The following is a 26,001-nucleotide window of genomic DNA, read 5'->3' on the forward strand; positions in this document are numbered from 1 at the left end:
ATGCCTCACGACATCGACATTTCTGTCGAGGACGAACGTTGGGAAACTGCGATCCCGGATCTCGAATCGCTCGTCATCCGTGCTGTCGAGGCCGGGCTCGCCGCCGCCCCCGCGCCGCCGGACGGCCCCGTGGAGGTCAGCGTCATGCTGACCGACGATGTCACCGTTCAGGAGCTCAACCGCACCTGGCGCGGCAAGGACAAGCCGACCAACGTGCTGTCCTTCCCGGCCGCGCCGCAGCCCCGCCATGCGGGCGCCGCGCTGCCGTTGGGCGATGTGGTCCTTGCCTACGAGACCCTTGTGCGCGAAAGTGCGGAGCAGTCGAAGCCGCTCCAGAATCACCTCGCGCACCTCCTCGTCCATGGCACCCTGCATTGTCTCGGTCAGGACCACGAGATCGGCGAGGCCGAGGCCGAGGCCATGGAAGCGCTCGAAGTCGCGGCCCTCGCGACCTTGGGCATTTCCGATCCTTATGCCTGAGCGGCCGATTCCCCACCGCCCCCAGATCCGAGAGACATGAGCAACGATCGAAGTCGCGGCGCGGCCCTGGCCGCGCCCAGTTCCACCGAGGGCGAGTCCCAGTCCCGGGAGCCCTGGTACGATCGCCTGTTGCAGGCGCTCCACCTCAAGCCGCGCGATTCGCTGCGCGAGGGCCTTGAGGAGGCGCTCGCCGAGCCCGATGCCGGCGAGAGCGGTCTCTCCCCCCTTGAGCGGATCATGCTCAAGAACGTGCTCGGATTGCACAAGGTGCGGGTCGACGACGTGATGGTCCCCCGGGCCGACATCGTCGCGGTGTCGAACGACACCAATCTCGGCGACCTGCTCAAGCTGTTCCGCACCGCCGGCCATTCCCGGCTACCGGTCTACGGTGAGACGCTCGACGACCCCCGCGGCATGGTCCACATCCGCGACCTGGTCGATCACATCGCCGCCAAGGCCGAGCCGACCCGGCGCAGCCCCAGCACCGTCGCTGCGGCCCCGGTCGTCACGGCCGTGGAGGCCGAGGCCACCGTCGTGCCGCGGACCCGCCGCCAGCCGGTACGGCTCCCCCGGGCGCTGGATCTCGGCAAGGTCGATCTCACCACCACGCTGGCCGCCACCCGCATCCAGCGGCCGGTGCTGTTCGTGCCCCCCTCCATGCCGGCGATCGACCTGCTGGTGCGGATGCAGGCGACCCGGACCCACATGGCCCTGGTCATCGACGAGTACGGCGGGACCGACGGGCTGATCTCGATCGAGGATCTGATCGAGGTCGTGGTCGGCGACATCGAGGACGAGCACGACGTCGCCGAGGCCAAGCAGGTCCAGCGGGTCGACGGCGAGGACGAGGTGTTCGTGGCGGATGCCCGCACGCCGCTGGCTGAAGTGTCCGAGGCCACCGGCGTGGATCTCGTCGCGGCGGTCGGCGACATGGCCGAGGAGATCGACACACTGGGCGGCATGATCGTCACCCTGGCCGGCCGGGTCCCGTCCCGCGGCGAGCTGATCACCGGGCCGGGCGACCTCGAATTCGAGGTGCTCGATGCCGATCCGCGTCGCCTCAAGCGCCTGCGCTTCCACAAGGGGCCGGCGCGGATCAGCAAGGTGGTGCCGCTGGCCCTGCCCCCGCCCGCCCCGTCGCCGGTCCCCGAGACGCCGCATCCATGACGGTCATCGCGTGACGGGTGCTGAGTGGCGATCCTGACCGTGGGGCATGCCCGGGACGTTGGCGACCCGCGCGGTGCCATGGGCCGCCCCTCCCCGGGCTTCGTGCAGGCCATCGCCCGGCTGACCGGCTGGCGGCGGCTCGGGCTTGCCTGGCTCGCCGGTGCGCTGGGCGCGCTGGCGATGCCGCCCTACGGCTTCCTGCCGGCTCTGGCCGTCTCGCTCTCGGTGGCGGTCTGGCTCACGGATGGCGCGGCCGCGGACCGGACCGTCCTGCGACGGCTCTGGCCCTGCTTCCTGATCGGCTGGGCCTGGGGCTTCGGCTACCTCACCGCCGGCCTGTGGTGGCTCGGCCAAGCTTTTCTGGTGGAGGCCGACGAATTCCTCTGGGCCCTCCCGCTCGGCGTCGTCGGACTGCCCTTCGCGCTCGGCCTGTTCTACGGCGCGGGGTTCGGCGCGGCGGGCCTGCTCTGGGCCCGCGGCCCGGCGCGGATCGCAGCGCTGGCCTTCGGGATCGGCGCTGCCGAGTGGCTGCGCGGCCATCTGTTCACGGGTTTCCCCTGGAACACGCTGGGGATGGCGCTGGCCCAGAACCTCTGGCTGATGCAATGGGCCGCCGCGATCGGCCTCTACGGCCTGACCATCCTGGCGGTTCTGATCTGCGCCGCGCCCGCAACCCTGGCGACGGGCTCGCATCCGCGCAGCCGGTTCGGGCCGAGTGCCGCCGCCGCGATCGTGCTGATCGGCATGGCCCTCTACGGCGCCGTCCGCCTCGGGCCGCCCGATCCGGTGGTGACGGGCGTTCGGCTCCGCCTCGTCCAGCCGAACCTGCCCCAGGATGCCAAGTTCCGGCCCGAGAATCGGGCGGACATCGTCGACCGCTATATCGAGTTGAGCCAGCGCCCGACCGAGGCCGGCGAGCCCGATCCGACCCATATCGTCTGGCCGGAATCGGCCTTCCCGTTCCTGATCCAGCGCGATCCCGACGCCCTGGCCAAGGTGGCGGCCGGACTCAAGCCCGGGCAGCACCTGGTCACCGGGGCGGCACGGGCGGAGGAGCCCCTGCCGGGCGAGCGCCTGCGCTACTTCAACGCCGTGATGGTGATCGGACCGGACGGCGTGATCTCCGACACCTACGACAAGGTCCACCTCGTCCCGTTTGGCGAGTACCTGCCGGCGCCCCTCGACGCGGCGCTCCGGGCGTTGGGCCTGCGCCAGTTCGTGGCGATCCCCGGCGGGTTCTCGGCGGGGACCCTGGCGGCGCAGCGGATCCTGACCGTGCCGGGCCTGCCGCCGGTGGCGGCCACGATCTGCTACGAGGCGATCTTCCCGCACGCCATCCTGCCGGCGGCCGCTCCCTCGGTGCCGCGCCCGCCCGGGCTGATCCTGAACGTCACCAACGATGCCTGGTTCGGCGATACGCCGGGCCCCCGCCAGCACCTGGCCCAGGCGCGGCTGCGCGCCGTCGAGGAGGGGCTGCCGCTGATCCGCGACGCCAATACCGGGATCTCCGCGGTGATCGACCCGCATGGCCGCATCCTTGCGCAGACCGAACTCGACAAAGAGATCTGGCTCGATGCGGACCTGCCCGCCCGCATCGTCGGCGGCACCCTGTACGGCCAATTCGGTGACGCCGCCTTCGCGCTGATGCTCGCCGCTTGCCTGGGCGGCGCCCTCACCGCCCGGCGGCGGCCATGAGCCCGGAGCGGACGGCCCCGGGCCGGATCCTCCTCGGCCTCGCGCTGATGCTGGTCGCGTTCAACCTGCGCCCGGCGCTCAGCACGATCGGGCCATTGCTGGCGACCATCCGGGACAGCACCGGGCTGAGCGCCGGCGGCGCTGCAATCCTCACCACCCTGCCGGTCCTGTGCCTCGGGATCGCCTGCGCGCTGGCGGCGCCGCTGATCCGCCGGATCGGCCCCGACCTCGCCGTGCTGGTCGGCGCCACGATCCTGGCCGCGGGCCTCGCCCTGCGCGGCCTCGGTGGCCTCGGGCCGCTGTTCGCCGGCACGGCGCTGGCCGCCATCGGGATCGGGCTCGACAACGTGCTGCTGCCGGCCCTGGTGAAGCGCGATTTTTCCGGCAGCAGCGGGCTGATGACCGGCCTCTACACCATGACCCTGTGCCTCGGCGCGGCGGCGGGCGCGGGCGCCGCGGTCCCGGTGGAGCATGCGCTCGGCGGCGGCTGGCCCTCGGCGCTCGCAATCTGGGCGCTGCCCGCGCTGGTGGCGGGGTTCCTGTGGATCCCGTTCGCCCGCCGCACGGCCTCGACCCAGGCCCCCTCCGCCGGGCGGCTGCTGCGCGATCCCCTGGCGTGGTGGGTCACCGGCTTCATGGGCCTGCAATCCTCGCTGGCCTACATCCTGTTCGGCTGGCTGCCGCTGCTGCTGCAGGCGCGCGGTCTCTCGGCGCTCGATGCCGGCCTCTACGCCTCTCTGATGACCCTGGTCCAGGCGCCGGGCGCGCTGATCACCGCCATGCTGGCCGCCCGCGGGCGCGACCAACGGGCCTGGATCGTCGCCATCCCGGGGCTCACCGCGGCGGCGTTCGTGGTGCTCGCCTTCGGTCCCGACGCGCTGCGGATTCCCGCGGCCTGCGCCCTCGGCTTCGGCATCGGCGGCTGCTTCGGCCTCGGCCTGACGCTGATCGTCCTGCGCGCCGCCGATGCTGCCAGCGCCGCCGGGCTCTCGGCCATGGCGCAGGGCATCGGCTATACCGGCGCCTGCCTCGGACCGCTGGCCTTCGGGCTCGCCCACGAGGCGACCGGCGGCTGGGGCCTGGCGGGCGGCCTGTTCGTCGGTATCGCGATCACCGCCATCCTTGTCGGGCAGGCCGCCGGTCGCGACCGCAAGGTCAACGCCGCCGCGCCGGATTCGGGGAGCGCGCCGCTCCAGCCACCGCCGCGTCCGGCCCGAAGCCGCTGATCGGTGCGGCACACGCCGCCCATCCGCCTCGCACCGGACAAGTTATTCTGCGCGGGCGACAGATGAGGTCGCGATGCCGGAAGCACGCATGAAGCACTCTTGACGGATCCCTCGGCCGGACCAGGATAATCCGCAGTCTTCCGCCGAGTCCGCGTGCCAGCGAGACCGGCGTCTTGCTTCGGGTGAACGGCATGGCAGGTATCGACAGGTTGACGCTTCTTCTGGTTGCGTCCGCGATCATCGCGCTCCCGCTGGCGATGACGAGCGCCGAAGCGCGGGGATTCGGGGCCGGTTTCCACGGCGGTGTCGGGACCCGGGTCGGCGCCTGGGGGCGGCCCCTGGGGCCGGTCCGGCCGGGTCCGGCGATCGTCGGTGGGCGAGCATACCGGCCCGGCTTCGGCTTCCGGCGCCCATATTTTTATCGCCCCTGGTATGGCGGTCCTTACGCCTACGGGCTTGCCGGCCTCGGGCTCGGCTTTGGAGTAGGCAGTCTCTGGGACGATTTCGGCGAGCCGTTCTTCGACGATGCCTATGTCTACGCGCCGCGGATCTACCGTCGCCCGGTCTACGTGGCGCCGGCCGACGTGCCGCCCGTGGTCGAGGCGGACCCGGCCGATCTCTCCGCCGCGGTCGCGGCCTGCGCCCGCCGCTTCCGGACCTACGATCCGGTGACACACACCTATATCGGCCGGGGCCACGTCCGCCGCCGCTGCCCTTGAGCGTGGATCGCGCTCCCCGATCAGGCCAAAAAAAGGCCCCGCGGGCTCTCACCCGCGGGGCCTTCATTCATTCAGGGCTGGTTCGGCGCCGCGTGAAAACCTTACTCGGCGGCGACGCGGTGGGCCTGGGAGCCGTCCGTGTAGGTCTCGGCCTGCAGGCGCTTGTGCGGGGCGGCGCGGCCCGGCAGCGGCGGCAGGGCCTTGGCCTTCTCCAGATCGATGCCCGCACCCTCAGCGACGCGACGGCCGTAATCCTCATCCGCGTGCCAGAAGTGCCAGACCATCCGCAGCTGGATCGGCTCCGGGCACTGCTTCATGTCGCCGACGAGATTGGCGATCAGGTCGTCCCGCTCCCAATCCTGGAACGAGCGGTACCGGACGCCGGCCTGGGTGTAGTCGTCCTCGGTGCGCGAGGTCTGGTAGCGGCCGAGCTGGCCCTGCACCGGCTGACGGTACTCCTTGGCCGGCTTGGGGGCCTCGCGCAGGCCCTCGGCCAGGGTCGAGGGCTCGTAGTTGATGTGCTTGTTCGGCCCGGTGCCGTCGACCGAATAGGTCATCTGGCCGTCCCGCTGGTTGGAATAGACCTTCACGCCCGGTTGCGGCGCGTTGATCGGCAGCTGGAGGTAGTTCGGGCCGACGCGGTAGCGCTGGGTGTCCGAGTAGGACAGGGTCCGGCCCTGCAGCATCTTGTCGTCCGAGAAGTCGATGCCGTCCACCAGCACGCCGGTGCCGAAGGCCGACTGTTCGACTTCAGCGAAGAAGTTGTCCGGCACCCGGTCCAGGACCATGCGGCCCACCGGCAGAAGCGGGAACTGGTCCACCGGCCACAGCTTCGTGTCGTCCAGCGGGTCGAACGACAGGTGGTCGTTCGGGCCGTCCGGCATAATCTGCACGCAGAACTCCCACTCGGGGAAGTTGCCGGCCTTGATGTTGTCGTAGAGGTCGCGGGTCGCGTGGCCGACGTCCTTGCCCTGGATCTCCGCGGCCTGCGCCGAGGTCAGGTTGCGAACGCCCTGCTTGGGCTCCCAGTGGAACTTGCAGAGCACGGCCTCGCCCTGGTCGTTGACCAGCTTGTAGGTGTTGACGCCCGAGCCTTCCATCTCGCGGTAGTTGGCCGGGATGCCCCAGGGCGACTTGAGATGCGTCACCATGTGGATCGACTCGGGGTGCTGGGCCACGAAGTCGAAGAAACGCCACGCCTCCTGGCGGTTGGTCACCGGGTCCGGCTTGAACGCGTGGATCATGTCGGGGAACTTGATCGCGTCCCGGATGAAGAACACCTTCAGGTTGTTGCCAACCAGGTCCCAATTGCCGTCGACGGTCTTGAACTTCACCGCGAAGCCGCGCGGGTCGCGCTCGGTCTCCGGGCTCTCCTTAGCGCCGGCCACCGTGGAGAAACGCACGAACATCGGCGTCTTCACGCCGGTCTCGTTCAGCACCCGGGCGCGGGTGTACTTCGAGGCCGGCTCGTTGCCGATCTTGCCGTAGGCCTCGAAGTAGCCGTGGGCGCCGGCGCCACGGGCATGGACCACGCGCTCGGGGATGCGCTCGCGATCGAAGTGGGTGATCTTCTCGATGAACTGGTAGTTCTCAAGCGTCGCGGGGCCGCGCTCGCCGACCGTGCGGGTGCTCTGGTTGTCGCGGACCGGATGGCCCTGGCGGGTGGTCAGGATCGGGCGTTGATCGCTCATGCGTCTCGTCTCTCCGTGGTGCCTGTGGTCGGCATATGGGGCCGACTCGCCAGACTGGAACCGTTCCGACGAGGTTATGGACCTCCGCGGGCCCAATGGCTAATGCATCGTCGCAAACGCCGTGATAGGCACAGCCTATGAATCTGTCGGGTCTGTCCCTACGCGACCTCGAGTATGTGGTCGCCGTCGCCGACGAAGGCCATTTCGGCCGGGCCGCCGAGCGCTGCAACGTCAGCCAGCCGACCTTGAGCGTGCAGGTCCGCAAGCTCGAAGCGTCCCTCGGCCTGACCCTGTTCGAGCGCTCGAACCGCCGGGTGCTGCTCACGGAGGCCGGCCAGGGGATCGTGCGGCAGTCGCGGATCGTCCTGGCCGAGGCCCAGCGATTGCTGGCGCTCGCCACCGAGGGCCGCGGCTCGCCGCTCACCGGCCGGCTCGTGCTGGCTGCGATCCAGACGCTGGGCCCCTACTTTTTCCCGCTCGTGCTTCGGCCCCTGCGGCAGCAATACCCGCTGCTGACCCTGTCGCTGTCGGAATCGCGCACCGCCGAGATCGTCGAGGGCCTGCGCGACGGCCGCATCGACGCCGCCCTCGTCTCGCTGCCGCTGCCCCCCGTCGGGCTGGCGGTCGCGCCGCTCTTCGTCGAGCCGTTCTGGCTGGCCTGCCCCGCCGAGCACGCCCTGGCCCGCGGCGGCGCCCTGTCGGCCACCGAGATCGCCGGGCCGGACCTGCTGCTGCTCGACGAGGGCAATTGCCTGCGCGACCAGGCGATCGCGGCCTGCGGTGCCGGATCATCGGTGGGGCGGCACGCCACCAGCCTGGAGACGCTCCGCTCGATGGTGGCGGCCGGAACCGGCTACACCCTGCTGCCGGCGCTGGCGGTGCCCGCCGGCCCCGACCCGACCGGCCTCACCGTGACCCGGGCCTTCGACGTCGACGGGCCGGGCCGGACCATCGCGCTGGCCTGGCGAGCGAGCGACCCCCGCGCGCCCGGGCTGGCGAACCTCGCGGCGTTCTTCCGGGCTCATGCACCGCCCGGCACGGCGGCGTGCCGGGATGGGGCGGCTTAGTTTTCAGGTTTGGGCCGTGGGGTAAGGACGTTCGTTCAGCGCCCTATCATTCCGGGCTCCACGACGCGGCCCCGGAATGACGGGGTTGTTCACAAGGCAGCGGGCTGGTTGGTCGAACCGTGCTGCCGACGAGCTGAGGACTTTCCAATAGACGCCCTCCTCGCATGCGATCCGGAATGTGAAGTGTGAAGACCCTGCGGATCGGAGAGAATGCCTCGTCCGGCGCGAAACGTCGGCCCACAGGAGCAGGCGCATGCGGCGCAGACTGATCGCGACCCTGGTCGCCCTCCTCGCCCCCGTGGCGGCCCGCGCCGAGCCGCACGACAGCTTCGCCCGCATCGACGCCATCGACCGCGCCTCCCTGCTGATGAGCGTGGAGGCTGGCATCGTCCCACGCGATCTCGGCGCGCGGATCGCCCGGGCCCTCGACCAAGTCGCCTCCGACGCCGCCAGGCCGGGGGCCGAGCGGCCGGACGATTACCTGCGGGTCGAGCCGCTGATCACCGCCATCGCCGGCCCGGACGCCACCCGGATGCATTCCGGCCGCAGCCGCCAGGACATCATCCCGACCGTGCTGAAGCTCGACCAGCGGGACCGGCTGCTCGACCTCGCCGAGGCTCTGGACGCGACCCGCGCCGCGCTCCTCACCGTGGCCGAGCGGGAGGCCGACACGATCGTCCCGGCTTACACCAACGGCGTGCAGGCGCAGCCGACGACGTTGGGCCACTACCTACTCGGCTATGCCGGGGCGCTGGCCCGCGACGCGGACCGCCTGCGCGAGAGCTGGACGCGGGTGAATCTGTCGCCGCTCGGCGCCGCGGCGTTGGGCACGTCGAGCTTTCCGGTCGACCGCGTCCGCCTCGCCGGGCTGCTCGGCTTCGACGCGCCGGTGGAGAACAGCTACGATGCCGGCCAGCTCGCCCCGATGGATCTCGGCCTGGAGCTGACTGGCCTGTCCGCCAACCTCGCCACCACGGCCGGCAGTTTCGCGCAGGACCTCTACGCCCAGTACCACCAGACCCGGCCTTGGATACTGCTGCGCGAGGGGGCGCTGACGGGGCCGAGCAGCATCATGCCGCAGAAGCGCAACCCGGTGGCGCTCTACAGCCTGCGCATGAAGGCGAGCGATGTGGTCGGCGCCGCGCAGGCCTTCGCCATCATGGCCCACAACGTCGAGTCCGGCATGCCGGACTACAAGCGCAATCAGGCCGAGCCACCGGGCCGGACCGTGTCCGAGGCGGCCGAGACCTGCCGGCGCTGGACCCGGGTCCTCGACGGCTTGGTGGTCGACCGCGACCGGGCCGCCGACGAGGTCGCGGCCGATTACTCCACCACCACGGAACTTGCCGACACGCTCCAGCGCGAGGCCGACGTGCCGTTCCGGCTCGGGCACCATTTCGCCTCCGAGCTGGTGAGCTACGGTCGCAGCCACGACCTCCGCCCGGCCGACCTGCCCTTCGCCGAGGTGAAGCGGATCTACGCGGAGGCCGCCGCGGGCTCGGGCCTGAAGCCCGACCTGCCCCTCGACGAGGCTCGGTTTCGCGCCGCCCTGTCTGCCCGCGGCATGATCGACGCCGCGAAGGGCCTGGGCGGCCCGCAGCCCGCAGAAGTGCGGCGCATGCTCGCCGCCGCCCGGACGCGGCTCGACGCCGACCGGACCTGGCTGGCCGATCGCCGCGCCGCCCTTGCGGCGGCTCGCGACCGGTTGGATGCGTCTTTTCTGGATATCAGGAAGGGCCCGTAGAACCGTACCCGATATAGCGCTCCTCCGACCCACCCCCCTCATCCTGAGGTGCCGAAGCGCAGCGTAGGCCTCGAAGGAGCCCTCCAGGGATTGCGCGGCCGGCTGGAGGGCTCCTTCGAGGCCCGCTGACGCGGGCACCTCAGGATGAGGGGGTTGGATGGGATTGGCCGTGTGACGGGCGGCAAGCGGTCGAGATGCCTCAGCTCGAGAGAAGGAGGTTCGTGCAACCTCACGCGAACACCGGAATCGCCAACCCTAACATTGGCATTCCAAAAAATCTTTGCCGTGACAGGGCCCATATTGCGGTGTAGCGGGCCTCCGCCCGGCAATCAGTGCGGGTGAATCGTCCACCGGTCGCCTTGCCCTCCTCCCGCACTCTCGGCCTATGGGCCGCCCTCGCCGTCGCGTCGGCGGCCGTCTCGTACGGGCTGCTGCAGGCGGGTTTCCCCGCGGCGCTGCTGCTCGGCCCGATGATCGCCGCGATCGCCTTCGGGGTCGGCGGCTCCCGGCTGCACGTGCCGCGCTTCGCCTTCAACGCCGCACAGGCGATGATCGGCTGCCTGGTGGCCCACGCGGTGACCGGGCAGATTGCCCAGACCCTGTTCGATGACGGGCCGCTGATCGTCGCCGTCGTGCTGGTGACCGTGGCGGCGAGCGGCCTCGTAGGCTGGGTCCTGACCCGGCTGCGGGTCCTGCCCGGCACCACGGCGGCCTGGGGCTCGTCCCCCGGGGGCGCCTCGGCCATGGTGGCGATGGCCGAGGATTTCGGGGCGGATCCGCGCCTCGTCGCGTTCATGCAGTATGTCCGCGTCGCCGCGGTGGTGTTCTCGGCCTCGCTCGCCGCCCGGTTCCTCATGGAGGCGCCGGTCCCGGGCGCCGCCGCCGGCGGAGCCGAGGTCACCGGGCCGCTCTCGCTGCTGGCGACGCTGGCGGTCGCGGTGGTCGGCGCTGGCGTCGCCTTGGCGCTGCGGGTCCCGGCCGGCGCGCAGATCGGCCCGATGGTGCTCGGCAGCCTGCTCCATGCCAGCGGGCTGGTGCGGATGTCGCTCCCGGCGCCGATCCTCGAACTCGCCTATGCCTGCATCGGCATCTATGTCGGCCTGCGCTTCACCCGGGAGACCCTGCGGCTGACCGTGACGGCGCTCCCCGGGATCCTGACGGCGACCTGCTCCGTGATCGCCCTGTGTGCGGCCTGGGGCTGGGGCTTGACCTTCCTGCTGCCGATTGACCTGCTTACGGCGGTGCTGGCCACCAGCCCGGGCGGCCTCGATTCCGTGGCGATCATCGCGGTCGGCTCGAAGGCGGATGTCTCCTTCGTGCTCGCCGTGCAGACGCTACGCCTGTTCGTCGTGCTGATCACCGGGCCGCTGCTCGCCAAATGGATCAGTCGGTCTGTGCCGGAGGGCGTGGCCCGATGAACGCCCTGGTCCTCGCTTTCCTCAATTCCTGGCGCGGCCTGCGTCACGGCGCCCGCACCGAGCGGGCCGTGCGGCAGGAGCTGATGCTGCTGGCGCTGGGCGTACCCGTGGCCCTGCTCCTCGGCGCGACCCTGTGGGTCCGGGTCGCCCTGATGGTGAGCCTGCTGCTGATGCTGGCCGCCGAATTCCTGAACACCGCTGTGGAAAAGCTCTGCGACCACGTCCACCCGGGGCATCACCCGATGATCGGCACCGTGAAGGACCTGGCCTCGGCCGGCACCTTCATGGCGCAAGCGGCGGCGCTGCTGGTTTGGATGGCGGCTTTGGTGGAACGGGTGGGATGAGGTCTGCCGAATCCGCTGAGATCGTCGCAGTGTCATTGCACCTGGCAAAATTTGAGACTCTTTGCCATGCTGCGCGGCGATGGAGGCCGTTCGGCATGGTGACCCTGAACGTGTCGTTGCCTGAGGCGATGAAGGACTGGGTCGAGGCTCAGGCCGGGACCGGGCGCTTTGGCAGCGCCAGCGACTATGTCCGCGATCTGATCCGCCGCGATCAGGAAAAGAGCGACGGCCTTGCGCAGCTTCAGACGCTGATTGCCGAAGGGTTCGACAGTGGCATCAGTGAACGGTCGCTGGATGATGTCCTGGCCGAGGCCCGGGAGCGCGTGCGGGTTACCCAGAATCCGTGACCATCCGGACGACGCGGCAGGCGGACCGGGATCTCATCGACATCTACGTGGCCGGTGCCGCCGCCTTCGGCAGCGACCAGGCCGAGCGATACTATGCCGGGCTGAAGGCGCTGTTCGCCCTGCTGTCCGAGAATCCGCTGATGGCCCGCCTGCGGGATGACTTCGTGCGGCCGGTGCGGCTGTATCCCTACCGCGCCCATGTCGTTGCGTATGTCGAGCAAGCGGACGGCATCCTGATCGTCCGGGTCCTGCACGGCCGCCAGGATTGGGCGCGGCATCTGACCTGAACGGGCACGCCGCTCGCATCTCGCGGCGCGAGGGTCTATCTCGGCCCAACCGCGTCCCGCGCCCCAAGTCCCAAAACAATGACCGACTACATCCGTAAGATCCTGACCGCCCGCGTCTACGACGTGGCGATCGAGAGCCCGCTCGATCCGATGCCCCGGATGACGCAGCGGCTCGGCCGGCCCGTGCTGCTGAAGCGCGAGGATCTGCAGCCGGTCTTCTCGTTCAAGCTGCGGGGCGCCTACAACAAGATGTCGGGCCTGAGCCCGGACCAGATCGCGCGCGGCGTGGTCTGCGCCTCGGCGGGCAACCATGCGCAGGGCGTCGCGCTGGCGGCGGCCAAGCTCGGGGCGCGGGCGGTGATCGTGATGCCGCGCACCACCCCGTCGATCAAGGTCGATGCCTGCCGGGCTCGCGGCGCCGAGGTGGTGCTGCACGGTGACGCCTTCGACGAGGCCCTGGCCCAGGCCAAGATCCTGGAGGCCGAGCAGGGCCTGACCTTCCTGCACCCGTTCGACGATCCCGACGTGATCGCCGGCCAGGGGACGATCGGCAAGGAGATCCTGGAGCAGCATACCGGGCCGATCGAGGCGATCTTCGTGCCGGTGGGCGGCGGCGGGCTGGCGGCCGGGATCGCGACTTTCGTGAAGTACCTGCGGCCGGGCACCAAGGTGATCGGCGTCGAGCCGGAGGACGCCGCCTGCATGGCCGCGGCTCTGGCCGCCGACACGCGGGTCAGCCTCCCCTCGGTCGGGCTGTTCGCCGACGGGGTCGCCGTGCGCCAGGCCGGCGAGGAGACGTTCCGGCTCTGCCGCGAATTTCTCGACGAGGTCATCACGGCGGACACCGACGCCATGTGCGCGGCGGTCAAGGACATCTTCGACGACACGCGGGCGGTGTCCGAGCCGTCCGGGGCGCTGAGCCTCGCCGGGGCCAAGCTCTACGCCGAGCGCGAGGGCGGCGACGGCACCCTGATCGCGATCTCGTCGGGGGCGAATCTCAACTTCGACCGGCTGCGCCACATCGCCGAGCGGGCAGAGATCGGCGAGCAGCGCGAGGTCTTGCTCGGCGTCACCATTCCGGAGCAGCCCGGCGCCTACCGGGCCTTCATCCGGGCGCTCGGGCCCCGCGTGATCACCGAATTCAACTACCGCCACGCGCCGGGCGCCGAGGCGCAGATCTTCGTGGGCATCAACATCGCGGGCGGCAAGCGCGAGAAGCAGGCGCTGATCGGCGACCTGCGCGAGGCCGGCTACCGGGTGCTCGACATGAGCGACAACGAGATGGCCAAGGTCCATGTCCGCTACATGGTCGGCGGCCGGGCCGTGGGCGTCGCGCACGAGCGGCTGTTCCGCTTCCAGTTCCCGGAGCGGCCCGGCGCGCTGATGAAGTTCCTGGATGCCCTGGGGCCGAACTTCGACATCACACTGTTCCACTACCGCAACCACGGCGCCGATTACGGCCGGGTGCTCGCCGGGATCGCGGTGCCGCCGGCCGAGCGCGTCCGGTTCGACGCGGCGATCGAGGCGCTGGGCTACCCGGCAACCGACGAGACCGAGAACCCGGCCTACCGGTTGTTCCTCGACGGCGAGGCGGCGGCCTGACCCTCAGCTGTTGACGGTATCGACCGAGATCACGTCCGCGGTCTCGCGCAGTTTTGTGGCGATCGCCTCGAAGCTCGTGCGCGACAGCCGGACGAAGGTGACGGTGACCTCGTCGAGATCCGGGTCGGAGGCCGGGCGGGTGGTGAACTGGCGCACCCGCGAGGCGCGCTCACCCGTGACGTCGTGGAGCGTGTCGATCGACATCGTGCCCTTGCGGACGGTCATGCGCAGGGTCTGCGACCGCATCCGCTCGCGCCAGCGCTCCTCGAACGGCTTGATCCCGGCCAGGATCCCGACCACCAGGACCGTGGTCGCCAGGGCCGGCACGTAGAGCCCGCTGCCCACCGCCAAGCCGATCGCGGCCACGCCCCACAGGCTCGCCGCCGTGGTCAGGCCCTTCACCACCTCGCCGCGGAGCAGGATCGTACCCGCCCCGAGGAAGCCGATGCCCGACACCACCTGCGCGGCCATGCGTGAGGGATCGAGCACGATGTCCTTGGTGCCCAGGACGTCGCTGAAGCCGAAGGCCGAGACGATCATGATCAGGCAGGAGCCGACGCAGACGAGCATGTGCGTCCGCAGGCCCGCTGCCCAGAGCAGACGCTCCCGCTCCAACCCGACCACGCTGCCGGCCAGAGCCGCCAGGGCGAGCCGGGCCACCATCTCCGCGTTGCTGATCAGAATCGCCTCCGCGCTCCGCGTCACGCGACGTGGTTTTGAGGCGTCCGGGAGCACGGATCAAGGCGGGTTCGGGATTCGACCACACGCCGTCATTGCGAGCGGAGCGAAGCAACCTAGGGAAACGCCAACGTCCTCAGATCGCGCGCCACGCTGGGTTGCTTCGTTGCGCTCGCAATGACGGTGAAGCGGAAAAACCGCTCAGGCCACCCCGAGTGCGGCCTTCTCAACCTCGTAGGCCGCCCGCACGGCGGCCGCACCGTAGGCCCGCTCCAGCCGCCGGACCGTGAAATGCGCCCGGGCGGTCGATTGGAAGTGGCTCATGAAGGCGGTGTTCACCGCGGCGCCCCCGAAGGCGCCGAGCACCGGCACCGCCTGCGCGGCGACCTTCTGCGAGACCACGAGGCCGAACCGGGCCGCGATCTGCGCGGTGAACCGGATCAGGGCCGGTGCCGACTGGTCGAGCAGGGTCTTGCTGCCGGCGTAGCGGGCCGCCTCCGACAGGGTCTTGGCCAGGGCCGCACGCACGGCGAAATAGCCGCTCTCGGTCAGCGCCGAACCGGCCTCGGTCTCGGGCGTGGTCCGCCCGCCGAGGGCGAAGACCTGAACGCAGGCGAGCGCGCCCTCCGGCGTTTCCAGGTTCTCGCCCTCCTCCCGGGCGATCTCGGCGATCGAGCGCAGCATCAGCGTCGTCGAGACAGGCAGTTCCACCGCCAGGGTCGCGAGGCCGAACGCCCCCCCGATGGCGCCGGAAAGAGCGGCGAACGCCTTGTGCTTGGTATCGCCCGAGCCGAGCATTCGCGTCAGCCGGCTCTCGGCCTTGGCGGCGACTGCCTCGATCTCGGTGCCGTCCGCGGGGACCACGTTCGTGCGCGGCAGGGTCGCCAGGGCGACCCGCAGGGCGCCGCGCATCGCCGCTTCGGTGGACCGGCCGACCGCCTCGGTGACCGGGGCGGGCAGCGAGCGGCCGATGATGTCGAGGGGTGCGCCGGCGGCCGAGGACAGGCGGGCGGCCAGGCTCGGCCGCTCCAGCACCTGCACGGCCCTGCGCAGGGCGGCCAGGTCCGCATCGCTCAAGGCGGTCTCAGGGATAGGCGCCGGCAGCGTCGTGTCGGCGCGAGTGAGGTCGCTCGTGCTCATCCGTGAATTCCTGGATCTGTTCGCGTCACGCGGTCCCCGTCGCCCGCGCCGTGGAAGGAAGCTCGGGCGCCGGGATGCGGTTCCCCGCCTCCTCGGCCGCCCGCGCCGCGGCCTCGTCCTGCCGCTGCCCGCGCCGCCCGACCGCGAGGCAGAGGATTAGAACCGGAATCCCGACCAGCGATGTCATCACGAAGAAGGCCGGATAGCCGATCGCCGCGACCACGAAGCCGGAGGAGCCCGCAATCAGCTTGCCCGGCAGCGCGTAGAGCGAGGAGAACAGCGCGTACTGCGTTGCCGCGTAGGCCGTGCTGGTGAGGCTCGACATATAGGCGATCAGGACGATGCCAGCGAAGGAGCCGCAGAAGTTCTCGATCGAGATCGCCACCGTCAAGCGCCAGATCTCGGGCGCACCGGCCGAGAGCCAGGCGAAGGCGAGGTGCGAGGATGCGGCCAGGAAGGCGCCGAGCAGCAGGGTCGGGAACAGGCCCAGCCGGGCGAGCGCCCAGCCGCCGGCGAAGCCGCCCGCGATGCCGACCCAGATGCCGTAGAGCTTGGTGACGGTGGCGATCTCCTTCAGGTCGAAGCCGAGCGCCCGGTAGAGCGGGCTCGCCATCACGCCGGAGAGGAAGTCCGGCAGGCGGTAGAGCGCTACCAGCAGCAGGATGCCCCAGAGCGCGCCGCCGAACCGCCCGTGCAATTCCGTCAGCGGCTCCAGTACGGCCCGGCGCATCGACCAGAACCGCGAATGGCCGGATGCCTCCGCCTGCACCCGCGGCGGCGCGTCGAAGGCCGGCGCCAGCAGCGCGGCGATCATGCCGACCAGCATCAGGGCGGCCATGGTCAGGTAGGCCAGGGTCCAGCCCCCCGAGGCGGCGATGAACAGCGCCCCGGCGCCTGCCGCGATCAGCCCAAGCCGATAGCCGAGGTTCGAGGTCGCCGCCAGGATCCCCTGGAAGTCGCTGCCGGCGGCGTCGATGCGCCAGCCGTCGACCACAACGTCCTGGCTCGCCGCGCAGAACGCCACCAGGAAGGCGCCCAGGCCGAGCAGCGCCAGATTGGTCTTCGGGTCGGAGAACGCCATCAGGATCAGGCACAGGGCGACGGCGGCCTGCGTCGTCACCATCCAGGCCCGTCGCCGGCCGAGCCGCGCGCTCAAGACCGGCACGTTCAGCCGGTCGATCGCCGGCGCCCAGAGGAATTTCAGCGAGTACGGTAGCGCCACGTAGCTGAACAGGCCGATCGCCCGCACGTCGATATCCGAGAAGGCGAGCCGGAGCGTGAACGTCCCCAGCACCAGCAGGAGCGGCAGCCCGGAGGAGAATCCGAGCGCCAGCATCAGCACGATTCGGCGATCCTCGACGATGTCGCGCAGATGAAAGCGCCGCGCAGCCTGTGGCGGGTTGGCCATCGCATGGAACTCCTGAGCCTTATTGGCCTTGATCCCGCGAAATCGTGGCAGCCTTGGGCCGTTCGGGTCTTGGCTGAATCGGGAGGCCGAGCGCCTTAATCATGGTCGATGCCTGCTTAACGTGGTGTCCACGTCCCGCATATGCGGAGCGCGCCTGGCTCCGCTATGCCGCCGCATTGTGCGGATCTGTCGGGTCGACCAAGTTTGGAATGATGTGTTGAGTACCCCGTCCGAGCCCGGCCCGCCGCATGCGATGCTGGTCGATGCCTTTGCGCGCAGTCCATCACCGATGGTGATCACCGACGCGCGCGCGCCCGACAACCCGATTTCCTGGGTCAACGATGCGTTTCTGGAACTGAGCGGCTTCGCCGCGGAGGAGCTGGTGGGACGCAATTGCCGCATGCTGCAGGGGCCGGGGACCGACCGAGCGGAGGTCGCCCGGATCCGCGAAGCTGTCCAAGCCGGCGATTCGATCACCGCCGAACTGCTCAATTATCGCAAGGACGGAACGCCGTACTGGAGCGCAATGACGGTCACGCCGGTCCACGACGCGGCCGGCCTCGCGTATTTCTACGCGGCTCAGGCGGACATGACCCATACCCGTGAGCGCGAGGTGACCATGCGGGTCACCAACGACGAGCTGGAGCGCCTGGTCGCGGCCCGGACCCACGACCTGAGCGCCGCGCTGGAACAGAAGACCGCCCTGCTCCACGAGGTCGACCACCGGGTGAAGAACAATCTTCAGGTGATCTCGTCGCTGATGCTTCTCAAAGCCCGCCGCACCCCGGAGGGCGATGCTCGGGACGCGCTCCAGGGCATGGCCGAACGGATCGGCGCGCTCTCCACCGCGCATCGGATGCTCTACTCGGAAGGCGACTGCACCCATTTCAACCTGGGCGACTTCGCGGCCGAGTTCCTGTCCGACGTGAATGCCGGGCTCGATCACGACAAGCAGCGGGTCGAGGCCGAGGTCGAGCCGATCTCGGTGGCCGCCGCCATGGCGGCGCCGCTCGCCCTGATGATCCATGAGCTGACCGCCAATGCCCTGCGGCATGCCTTTCCGAACGCGCGGGAGGGTCGCGTCTCGATCACCGCACGCCGCACCGAGGCCGGCATGCAGCTGACGATCCGGGACGACGGCGTGGGCCTGGCCGCCGCGGCGCCGAACCCGGCCGGCTTCGGGCACAATCTCGTGGAGATGGTGGTTCGGCAACTGCGCGGGACCATCGCGTGGGCCGATGCCGGGCCGGGTACCCACGTGGCGATCGATATTCCGCTTCAGTCGATGGCTTGAGAATTCGGCCCGAACGCTTCAAGCTGATGGCAAGCTCAGCGGTCGACACGCCAAAAGGGAGATCGCATGAGGGGTGGGAACGCCGGCGCGGACGCTGCGCTCCGCATCCTCGTGGTCGAGGATGAGGTGCTGATCGCGCTCGAACTCGAATGCCTGCTGGACGATCTCGGGCACGTGACGGTCGGCATCGCCGGCAGCTCGGCGGAGGCGATCGCCCTCGGCCGTGCGGCTGAGCCCGACGTCGCCTTCGTGGACATTCACTTGGTCGACGGTCCGACAGGCGTCGAGGTCGCCCGGGCGCTGGCGGCCGATCCGCGGATCACCGTGGTGTTCATGACCGCCAATGCCAAGCGCATCCCGGACGACTTCGCCGGCGCCATCGGGGTGATCGCAAAGCCCTATTCCGAGCGCGTGGTCGCCAGCATCCTGGACTGGGTCGCCGACCGCCGGGCCGGCCGGGTGCCGGAGCAGGGGGCGCCGGACGGGTTTCATTTCGCGCCGGCGCCGTAAGTTTTTGCAACGGACGCTCCCCGACCCCTCCCTCATCCTGAGGCGACGGAGCGAAGCGGAGGCCTCGAAGGAGCCCTCCAGCCAGCCGCGCGATTTCTGGAACGCTCCTTCGAGGCTGCTGCGCAGCACCTCAGGATGAGGAGGATTGGTGGGAGCCCCCCCGGTCACCCCGCGATCACCGCGTCTCCGCCCGCTCCCGCTTCAGCCGGTAGAGCGCATCCAGCGCCTCCCGAGGCGTCAACGCGTCCGGGTCGATCGCGTCGAGCAGCGCGCCCAACGGATCCTCCGCCGGGGGCTCCGGCGGTGGCGGCGGCGCGAGGGCGGCGAACAGCGGCAGGTCGTCGATCTTGGCCCGGGCCGGGCGTCCGCGCTCGGCCTTCTCCAGGCTCTTCAGGATCGCCCCGGCCCGGGCCACGACGCTGCCCGGTAGGCCGGCCAGGCGGGCCACCTGCAGGCCGTAGCTGCGCTCGGCGATGCCCGGCACCACCTCGTGCAGGAACACCACGCCGTCGCGGTGCTCGGCCACCTTCAGGGTGGCGTTGTCGAGCCGCGCCAGCCGGTCGCCCAGAGCCGTCAGCTCGTGGAAATGCGTGGCGAATAGCGCCCGGCAGGCATTGGCCTCGTGGAGATGCTCCAGGCAGGCCCAGGCGATCGACAGCCCGTCGAAGGTCGCGGTGCCCCGGCCGATCTCGTCGAGGATCACCAGGGAGCGACGTGTAGCCTGATTGAGGATCGCGGCGGTCTCGACCATCTCGACCATGAAGGTCGATTGCCCGCGCGCGAGGTCGTCGGCGGCGCCGACCCGGGAGAACAGCCGGTCGACCCGGCCGATCCGTGCCGAGGCCGCCGGCACGAAGGCGCCCATCTGGGCCAGCACCGCGATCAGGGCGTTCTGGCGCAGGAAGGTCGACTTGCCGCCCATGTTCGGGCCGGTGATCAGCCGGATCCGGCCCCGTGTCTCGCCCGACAGGTCGCACTCGTTGGCGATGAACGGCGCGCCGGCCCGGCGCAGGGCCGCCTCGACCACAGGGTGGCGGCCGCCCGCGATGGCAAACGCCAGCGAATCGTCGACCTCGGGCCGGCGCCAGTCCAGCTCGACCGCAAGCTCGGCGTTGCTGGCGGCCACATCCAGCGAGGCCAGGGCCTCGGCCGTCCGGGCGATCGTTTCGGCCTGGCCCAGGACCCGCCCGGCCAAGTCATCGAACACCGCGGCTTCGAGGGCCTCGGCCCGCTCGGTCGCACCGGCGATCTTCCGTTCCAGGTCCCCGAGCTCGACGCTGGTGAAGCGCATCGCGTCGACCATGGTCTGGCGGTGGACGAAGTCGCGCTGCAGACCCTTGAGGCAGGCCTCGCCCAACGATTGCGGAACCTCGATGAAATAGCCGAGCAGGTTGTTGTGCTTGATCCGCAGGGTCCGGCAACTGGTCTCCTCCGCGTAGCGGGCCTGGAGCGCCGCCACGACCTTGCGCGAATCCTGACCGAGCAGCCGGGCCTCGTCGATCTCGGCGGCGTAGCCCGCACGCACGAAATTGCCGTCCCGGCGGGACAGCGGCAGGTCGTCGGCCAGCGCCGCCAGCAGGGTCTGGATCAAAGCCGGGTCGGCGGCCCCGCAGGCCTGCGCGATCTGAGTCAGCTCCGCCGTGGTCGCGTCGGATCGCGTCAGGACGGTCCCGAGCCCGGCGGCTGCTGCGAGCCCGTCCCGGATCGCCGCAAGGTCGCGGGGTCCGCCGCGGCCGAGCCCGATCCGCGACAACGCCCGGGCGAGGTCGGGCGCCCTGGCCAGCGTCTCGCGGATCGTGCGGCGCAGGGCGTGGTCCTCGACCAGCAGCGCGACCGTCTCGTGCCGCTTGGCGATCCGGGTCAGATCGGTGAGCGGACCGGCGAGGCGCTCGGCCAGCAGCCGGGCACCGTTGGCCGTCACCGTCCGGTCGATCGTGTCGAGAAGGCTGCCTGCGCGTGCGCCCGAGAGGGTTCGGGTCAGTTCCAGATTGGCGCGGGTGGCGGCATCGATGGCGAGCGTCGCCCCGGCCTCCTCTCGGCTGGGCACCGACAGCGGCGCCCGGGCGGCGATCTGGGTCCGGGCGATGTACAGCAGGGCCGTCCCGGCAGCCTGGATCTCGGCCCGGGTGAAGCTGCCGAAGCCGTCAAGCGTCGAGACGCCGTATTGCTCGCGCACCCGCCGCTCGGCCGCGGCCGGCTCCAGTTCGGCTTGAGCCAGGGGGACGATCGCGGCCCGGCTCTCCTGCCAGATCCGAGCCAGGGCTGGCTCGGCATGGATCGCCTCGGACAGGACGATCTCCCGGGGATCGTGCCGGGCGATGGCGCCGGCGAGATCGCCGCCCGAGACCTCGCTGAGGGAGAAGCGGCCGGTCGAGATGTCGATGGCGGCCAGCCCGTAGGCCGTGGCGCCCTCCCCGGTCTTGCGCCGCCCGATCGCCAGCAGGAGATTGGCGCTGGCCGGATCGAGCAGCCGATCTTCCGTGATCGTGCCCGGCGTGACGAGGCGCACCACCTCCCGCCGGACCACCGATTTCGGCCCGCGCCGCTTCGCCTCGGCCGGATCCTCGGTCTGCTCGCAGACGGCGACCCGGTTGCCCAGGGCGATCAGCCGGCTGAGGTAATCGTCGGCCCGGTCCACCGGGACGCCGCACATCGGGATCTCGGTGCCGCCGTGTCGGCCGCGCTTGGTCAGCACGATGCCGAGCGCCCGCGAAGCGATCTCCGCATCGCCGAAGAACAGCTCGTAGAAATCCCCCATCCGGTAGAACAGGAGGCAGTCGGGGTTGGCCGCCTTGATCTCGATATACTGCGCCATCATCGGCGTGGCGCCGGCCGGATCCAGGCTGGCGGCGGGCGGCGTTTCAGGAGCGGTGCGGACGGCGGTTCGAGCCATGGCGCCTCTTAGCAGAGTGACGCCGCCGAATCAGGCCGTGCCGCGCGATGCGCCTGGGGAGAAACCATCACCACCCGTGGATGAGGCACCGTCGAAACAAAAAAACCCGGCGCTGTGGGCGCCGGGCCGTCGTTCCAACCGGGTCGGTCGGCTCAGTAGCGCGGACCGTTGGTGGTGCCGCCGAGGTTCTGCTGGTAGCCGCGCAGGGCTGGGTTCTTGGCGTTCGGGTTGCCGTGCCGCATCGTGTTCAGGCGGCGGGCTCGGCGCTCATGGCGCGTCGAGTGATGCCGGTGCATCCGGTGATGCATCACCACGGACTCGACCATGTCGTGCCCGACCAGGCCCGGCTGCGGCGCGGCCGGCGCAGCCTGCACCGTCGCCGTTCCGGCGACGAGACCGCCCAACACCAAGCCCGCATTCAGCAGTGAACGAAATGACATTGTTGAAATGCTCCGGTCGATTTCGGTTAAGTCCCACCACAATGGTTCGCGGACCGGTATGTTCCTGGGAGACAGGCAAAAAGGGTTCTGTGCAAACTGACTAAGCGTGGGATTAAGCCGTGATCCAAACCGTATGAGGCTGACGAAAACGACCCTAAGCAAGGGCTGAACTGTGTCGATGCAACTTATGAGGAGAAACTGGGTCGGCAATTACGCCGGCGGAGACATTTGCGCTGTCGTGAACCGCCCGATGCCGAGACGAGCAGAGATTCGGTGAAGCGGACGGATCGCGGGACTGGTGTGCGGGACCGGTGTGAAGGTGTGACCAGGCTTTGCGCTTCGAAGCCGGCTAGGCCAGGAAGGTCCGCAGCGCGGCGTTCACGGCTTCCGGCTCCTCATGAGCGAGCCAATGGGTTGCTTGCGCATGCCATTGGATCCGCCCGGACTCGCAGAGCGCCAAGCTGGCTTCCGCGAGGCCCGGTTGCAGGGCCGTGTCCTGCCTGCCCCAGAGGATCAGCGTCGGCACGGGCACGCGCGGCGGCTCGGTTCGCGGCAACTGGGCCAGGGCCCGATACCAGTTCAGCATGGCCGTCATCGCGCCGGGCTGTAGCCAGGCCGCGACGTAGCGGTCGAGGTCGGAGGCCGCGAAGGCGCCCGGCCGGCTCGTTCGGGTCAGCGCCCGCCGCAGGGCTCGGCACCGGTCCGCGGTGAGCAGCCGCTCCGGCAGGACCGGCAGCTGGAACAGGCCGACATAGGAACTGCGCAGCCACTGCCCCGGGTGACGGCGGATATAGGATCCGACCACGCCCGGATGCGGCGCGTTGAGGATGGCGAGCCGGGCGATCCGGTCGGGATAGTGGCTGGCCGTCCACCACGCGACGAGCCCGCCCCAATCGTGGCCGACGAGGCGGATCGTGGCGAAGCCGTAGGCGTCGGCCAGGGCGATCACGTCGGCGGCCAGCTTATCGAGGTGGTAGGCGGCCACGCCGTTCGGCTTGTCGCTGAGGCCGTAGCCGCGCTGGTCCGGTACGACGAGGCGCAGGCCGGCTTCCGCGAGCGGCCCGATCTGGTGGCGCCAGCCGTACCAGAATTCCGGGAAGCCGTGCAGCAGGATGGTCGGCGGACCCGAATCCGGGCCGGCCTCGGCGACGTGCAGGCTCACCTCCGGCAGGCCGATCCGGCGAAACGTGACGCCCACCACATCCGTCATCAGGTCCCGCGCTCCGCATGGCCGACGGCTCACGGCTGGAATCGCCGCGTGTCCGTCCCGTCAGAAGCCGAGGGCGGAACAGGCGCCCGCCTCGGCGTCGAGTTGGTCCCTGAGGCGGTCCGGAGAGGTCCGCGTCCAAAGGCAGAGCAGGACGAAGGCCGCACCGTGCAGCAGGGCACCTTTCGCCGGGACATAGGGCGATCCCGCGCCGTCCCGTAGGTTTTGCGCGACGTTCGTGTCGGCCGCGGCGTGCGGTCTTGGGGAATGGGGCATCATAATTCTCGGGCTCGACGTGTCTTCTCTCCAGTGAAGATCGTCGCGCGGGGCATTCGGTTACCCGCCGCGCATCGCCGCAGTGCGTTGGCGCACAACCGACGGTTCGGTCCGAACCGGCGATGGGTCAGCGCATCGGATCGAGCCACCGCGCCAGATGGCCGGCCGCGATATGCGCGCAGGTATCCCGGTAGCCGAGTTCGGCGGATTCCCGGAAGCTCGACCAGGCGCGCAGGTCGATGCCGGCGAGCGGCGGCTTGAGCAGAGCCGTGGCGTGGGCTGCCGCCACCATGGTCTGCGCATCGCTCGAGACGGTGGCGGCGCGCAGCAGCAGTGGCGCGAGGGCCGGCATCGCCGCCGGCGACCCGATCAGCCTGCGCAGGAGACGGCCGCGCCAGCCCCGACTCGGCATGTCCTGGAACGCGCGGTCGCTGCCGACGTCGACGGCCAGGACCGGGCCGCGCTCCAGGTCGGCGGCGACATCCGCCGGCACGTTGTTCATCATGCCGCCATCGACCAGGACGCCTTCGTCGCACAGGACCGGCGGCAGCAGCCCCGGGATGGCGATGCTCGCCCGCAGCGCCTTGGGCAGGTCGCCGTCGCGGTGGATCATCGCGCGCCCAGTCGTCAGGTTCGACGAGACGCAGAAGAACGGCAGCCACAGATCCTCGATGCGCACGCCACCGTAACGCGCGGCGAGGCTGGCATCGACCTTGGCGCCCCGGGTCAGGGCATGGATCGGCAGCGTGTAGTCGTTGATCAGGTTGCGGCCGGTGAAGGTGGTCTCGGTCTGCTCCCGGATCTCGGCAAGGCTCCAGCCCATGGCGAGGCTGGCCGCGATGATCGCGCCCATGCTGGTGCCGCCGACGAAGTCGGGCGCGCAGCCGGCCTCGTCGAGGGCCTTGAGGACGCCGAGATGGGCCAGCGCCCGCGCGCCGCCGCCGCCGAGCACGAGGCCCCGTCCTGCGCCGCAGGCGAGCCGAGCCAGCCGCGCCATGTCGTCCGGCCGACCGGAGCGGTGCTGGATCCGCATGGCCGCGGGCAGGTCCGCGACCGCTGGATGCAGGGCCTTCGGGCGTTCGGCATGCGGATCCTGGCGCACCACCAGATCCATGCGGATCCAATCCGAGCGCACCCGTTCCAGGTAGGCGGTCACGCCTGGATGCGGCGGCGCGCCGGGCTCGGCCAGCAGCAGGACGTGATCGCCCAGGCGCTGGCTCAGCCGGGACCAGGGACCGTCGATGTCCCGTGCCACGAACACCGTGCGGGCGTGCCGGGCTTCGAAAGCGTGAACCCAGTCTTCGTCGGCGCCGTCCGGCCATCGGGCCAGACAGCCGGTTGCACCGGGCAGGAGCGCATCCAGAGCGGCGGCGAAGGCCTGCGCGAACGATTCGGGATCCGGGCCGTCGGTCACCGCCAGCACCACGAAGGTGCGCGGCGCATGGTGCACCGAATGGCCTTCGTAGAGCGTGCGCAGGCGCTCGGCGAGCATCCGGGCGAAGTACAGGAGCGTGTGGGGATGCTCCGTGATCACAGCCTCGAAGGCCGGGCGCGTGAGGCACAGGAGCTGCGAGTCGCGCAGCGCCATCACGGTCGCCGCCCGCGGCGCCTCGGACAGCAGCGCCATCTCGCCGACGGTTTCGGGCGGCCGCAGGCGGGCGATCCGGGTATAGATGCCGTGTTGATCGCGGGTCGAGACGCCGACCGCGCCGGAGACCAGGGTATAGAGCGCGTCGCCGGCATCGCCCTGCTCGAACAGGATGTGGCCGGCCGGTACGACCATCGAGACCATGCGGCCACGCACCGCGTCGACCGCCATGGCGTCAAGGCCGGCCAGAAACGGGATCTCGGGTGCGTTCACCTCCGCCCTGTCCCGAACCCGCGCGCCCAGTAGTGATACGCCCCCATCGCGCCGCTCCCGATCCGCATCCCCCGTGCTCCACTATAGCGCGTCGCCGGCCGATACGGTCCGATCCCATCTGAAACCGATCGCCCTTCGCGCCGGGGCGGCGGTCCGGTACAGGCAGGACAACGTCATAATCAGGGAGGAAGCGATGTCGGGAGCGGATCGGATCGCGATCGTGACCGGAGCCGGCACGGGCGTCGGCAAGGCGTCGGCCCTGGCCCTCGCCGGGGCCGGGTGGCAGGTCGTTCTGTCCGGTCGGCGGCAAGCGCCGCTCGACGAGGTCGCGGCGCAGATCGAGGCGGGGCGCGCCCTGGTGGTGCCCACCGACGTGACCGACCCGGCCTCGATCGCCAACCTGTTCGCCCAGACCAAGTCCCGGTTCGGCCGCCTCGACCTGCTGTTCAACAATGCCGGGATCGGCGCGCCGCCTGTGCCCCTCGAAGACCTGCCGCTCGAGACGTG

Annotated in this window: 22 protein-coding genes and 1 pseudogene; 15 read left to right on the forward strand and 8 right to left on the reverse strand. The window is 70.4% G+C overall.

The features are described 5' to 3' along the window. The 5 genes from ybeY (at position 1) to MKL09_RS03150 (ending at position 5,287) form a co-directional block, all read left to right on the forward strand. Positions 1-480, forward strand: a complete 480-nt coding sequence (gene ybeY / locus MKL09_RS03130; RefSeq protein WP_244017895.1) for an rRNA maturation RNase YbeY — start codon at positions 1-3, stop codon at positions 478-480. Positions 481-516: 36 nt separating this feature from the next. Next, on the forward strand, positions 517-1,647 hold the full coding sequence (locus MKL09_RS03135; protein WP_244017842.1) for a hemolysin family protein: 1,131 nt from the start codon (positions 517-519) through the stop codon (positions 1,645-1,647). 78 nt (positions 1,648-1,725) lie between these two features. Then, positions 1,726-3,342 carry an apolipoprotein N-acyltransferase gene (lnt, locus tag MKL09_RS03140; RefSeq protein ID WP_244017897.1) on the forward strand — a complete coding sequence of 539 codons (1,617 nt, stop codon included), beginning with the start codon at positions 1,726-1,728 and terminating at the stop codon, positions 3,340-3,342. Then, entirely contained in the window at positions 3,339-4,568 is a 1,230-nt protein-coding gene (locus MKL09_RS03145; protein ID WP_244017844.1) for an MFS transporter, read from the forward strand. The genes lnt and MKL09_RS03145 overlap by 4 nt, the downstream gene beginning before the upstream one ends. Before the next feature lie 191 nt (positions 4,569-4,759). Next, positions 4,760-5,287: a BA14K family protein gene (locus MKL09_RS03150; protein WP_244017846.1), complete on the forward strand. Its 528-nt coding sequence runs from the start codon at positions 4,760-4,762 to the stop codon at positions 5,285-5,287. A 101-nt stretch (positions 5,288-5,388) separates the two neighbouring features. On the opposite strand, the gene MKL09_RS03155 is transcribed toward MKL09_RS03150, so the two are convergent. Then, positions 5,389-6,978: a catalase gene (locus MKL09_RS03155; protein WP_244017848.1), complete on the reverse strand. Its 1,590-nt coding sequence runs from the start codon at positions 6,976-6,978 to the stop codon at positions 5,389-5,391. 137 nt (positions 6,979-7,115) lie between these two features. On the opposite strand from MKL09_RS03155, the gene MKL09_RS03160 reads away from it, so the two are divergent. From MKL09_RS03160 to ilvA, 7 genes and pseudogenes are all read left to right on the forward strand, one after another. After that, positions 7,116-8,045: a LysR substrate-binding domain-containing protein gene (locus MKL09_RS03160; RefSeq protein ID WP_244017850.1), complete on the forward strand. Its 930-nt coding sequence runs from the start codon at positions 7,116-7,118 to the stop codon at positions 8,043-8,045. 253 nt (positions 8,046-8,298) lie between these two features. Further along, positions 8,299-9,789, forward strand: a complete 1,491-nt coding sequence (locus MKL09_RS03165; RefSeq protein WP_244017852.1) for an argininosuccinate lyase — start codon at positions 8,299-8,301, stop codon at positions 9,787-9,789. A gap of 359 nt (positions 9,790-10,148) precedes the next feature. Further along, positions 10,149-11,207, forward strand: a complete 1,059-nt coding sequence (locus tag MKL09_RS03170) for an AbrB family transcriptional regulator (protein ID WP_244017900.1) — start codon at positions 10,149-10,151, stop codon at positions 11,205-11,207. Further along, a complete protein-coding gene (locus MKL09_RS03175) occupies positions 11,204-11,551 on the forward strand; it encodes a diacylglycerol kinase (RefSeq protein WP_244017854.1) in 348 nt (115 codons plus the stop codon). The genes MKL09_RS03170 and MKL09_RS03175 overlap by 4 nt, the downstream gene beginning before the upstream one ends. 95 nt (positions 11,552-11,646) lie before the next feature. Beyond that, entirely contained in the window at positions 11,647-11,898 is a 252-nt protein-coding gene (locus tag MKL09_RS03180) for a type II toxin-antitoxin system ParD family antitoxin (RefSeq protein WP_244017856.1), read from the forward strand. Next, positions 11,895-12,185, forward strand: coding sequence for a type II toxin-antitoxin system RelE/ParE family toxin (locus tag MKL09_RS03185; RefSeq protein WP_244017858.1), 291 nt, complete (start codon positions 11,895-11,897; stop codon positions 12,183-12,185). The genes MKL09_RS03180 and MKL09_RS03185 overlap by 4 nt, the downstream gene beginning before the upstream one ends. A gap of 69 nt (positions 12,186-12,254) precedes the next feature. Beyond that, positions 12,255-13,787, forward strand: a pseudogene (gene ilvA / locus MKL09_RS03190) (threonine ammonia-lyase, biosynthetic); the annotation flags it as partial. A gap of 3 nt (positions 13,788-13,790) precedes the next feature. Here ilvA and MKL09_RS03195 read toward each other — a convergent pair. The 3 genes from MKL09_RS03195 to MKL09_RS03205 all read right to left on the reverse strand — a co-directional run bounded on the left by MKL09_RS03195 (position 13,791) and on the right by MKL09_RS03205 (position 17,013). Further along, positions 13,791-14,450: an MgtC/SapB family protein gene (locus tag MKL09_RS03195; protein WP_244017902.1), complete on the reverse strand. Its 660-nt coding sequence runs from the start codon at positions 14,448-14,450 to the stop codon at positions 13,791-13,793. A 216-nt stretch (positions 14,451-14,666) separates the two neighbouring features. Further along, the gene (locus MKL09_RS03200) at positions 14,667-15,605 is read right to left on the reverse strand and encodes an EcsC family protein (RefSeq protein WP_244017862.1); all 939 of its coding nucleotides are present in this window, start codon (positions 15,603-15,605) and stop codon (positions 14,667-14,669) included. A 25-nt stretch (positions 15,606-15,630) separates the two neighbouring features. Beyond that, positions 15,631-17,013, reverse strand: coding sequence for an AmpG family muropeptide MFS transporter (locus MKL09_RS03205; protein WP_244017864.1), 1,383 nt, complete (start codon positions 17,011-17,013; stop codon positions 15,631-15,633). A 253-nt stretch (positions 17,014-17,266) separates the two neighbouring features. Between MKL09_RS03205 and MKL09_RS03210 the strand changes: the two genes are divergently transcribed. Both MKL09_RS03210 and MKL09_RS03215 read left to right on the forward strand, forming a co-directional pair. Further along, positions 17,267-18,307 carry a histidine kinase dimerization/phosphoacceptor domain -containing protein gene (locus MKL09_RS03210; protein ID WP_244017904.1) on the forward strand — a complete coding sequence of 347 codons (1,041 nt, stop codon included), beginning with the start codon at positions 17,267-17,269 and terminating at the stop codon, positions 18,305-18,307. Positions 18,308-18,373: 66 nt separating this feature from the next. Next, on the forward strand, positions 18,374-18,817 hold the full coding sequence (locus tag MKL09_RS03215) for a response regulator (RefSeq protein ID WP_244017866.1): 444 nt from the start codon (positions 18,374-18,376) through the stop codon (positions 18,815-18,817). Between the two features lie 175 nt (positions 18,818-18,992). Here the strand turns inward: MKL09_RS03215 and mutS are convergent, their stop codons facing one another. The 4 genes from mutS to MKL09_RS03235 form a co-directional block, all read right to left on the reverse strand. Further along, positions 18,993-21,710, reverse strand: a complete 2,718-nt coding sequence (gene mutS / locus MKL09_RS03220; RefSeq protein WP_244017868.1) for a DNA mismatch repair protein MutS — start codon at positions 21,708-21,710, stop codon at positions 18,993-18,995. Positions 21,711-21,862: 152 nt separating this feature from the next. Then, on the reverse strand, positions 21,863-22,150 hold the full coding sequence (locus tag MKL09_RS03225; RefSeq protein WP_244017870.1) for a hypothetical protein: 288 nt from the start codon (positions 22,148-22,150) through the stop codon (positions 21,863-21,865). Positions 22,151-22,499: 349 nt separating this feature from the next. Further along, positions 22,500-23,360 (reverse strand): alpha/beta fold hydrolase, encoded by an 861-nt coding sequence (locus tag MKL09_RS03230; RefSeq protein ID WP_244017872.1) that lies wholly within the window; start codon positions 23,358-23,360, stop codon positions 22,500-22,502. A 400-nt stretch (positions 23,361-23,760) separates the two neighbouring features. Next, positions 23,761-25,494, reverse strand: a complete 1,734-nt coding sequence (locus MKL09_RS03235) for a patatin-like phospholipase family protein (protein WP_244017874.1) — start codon at positions 25,492-25,494, stop codon at positions 23,761-23,763. Positions 25,495-25,687: 193 nt separating this feature from the next. Between MKL09_RS03235 and MKL09_RS03240 the strand changes: the two genes are divergently transcribed. Continuing rightward, positions 25,688-26,001 (forward strand): SDR family oxidoreductase (locus tag MKL09_RS03240; protein WP_244017876.1); only part of this gene is annotated, 314 nt, incomplete at its 3' end.

The organism is Methylobacterium sp. J-048, from assembly GCF_022829515.1.
Lineage (GTDB): Bacteria > Pseudomonadota > Alphaproteobacteria > Rhizobiales > Beijerinckiaceae > Methylobacterium.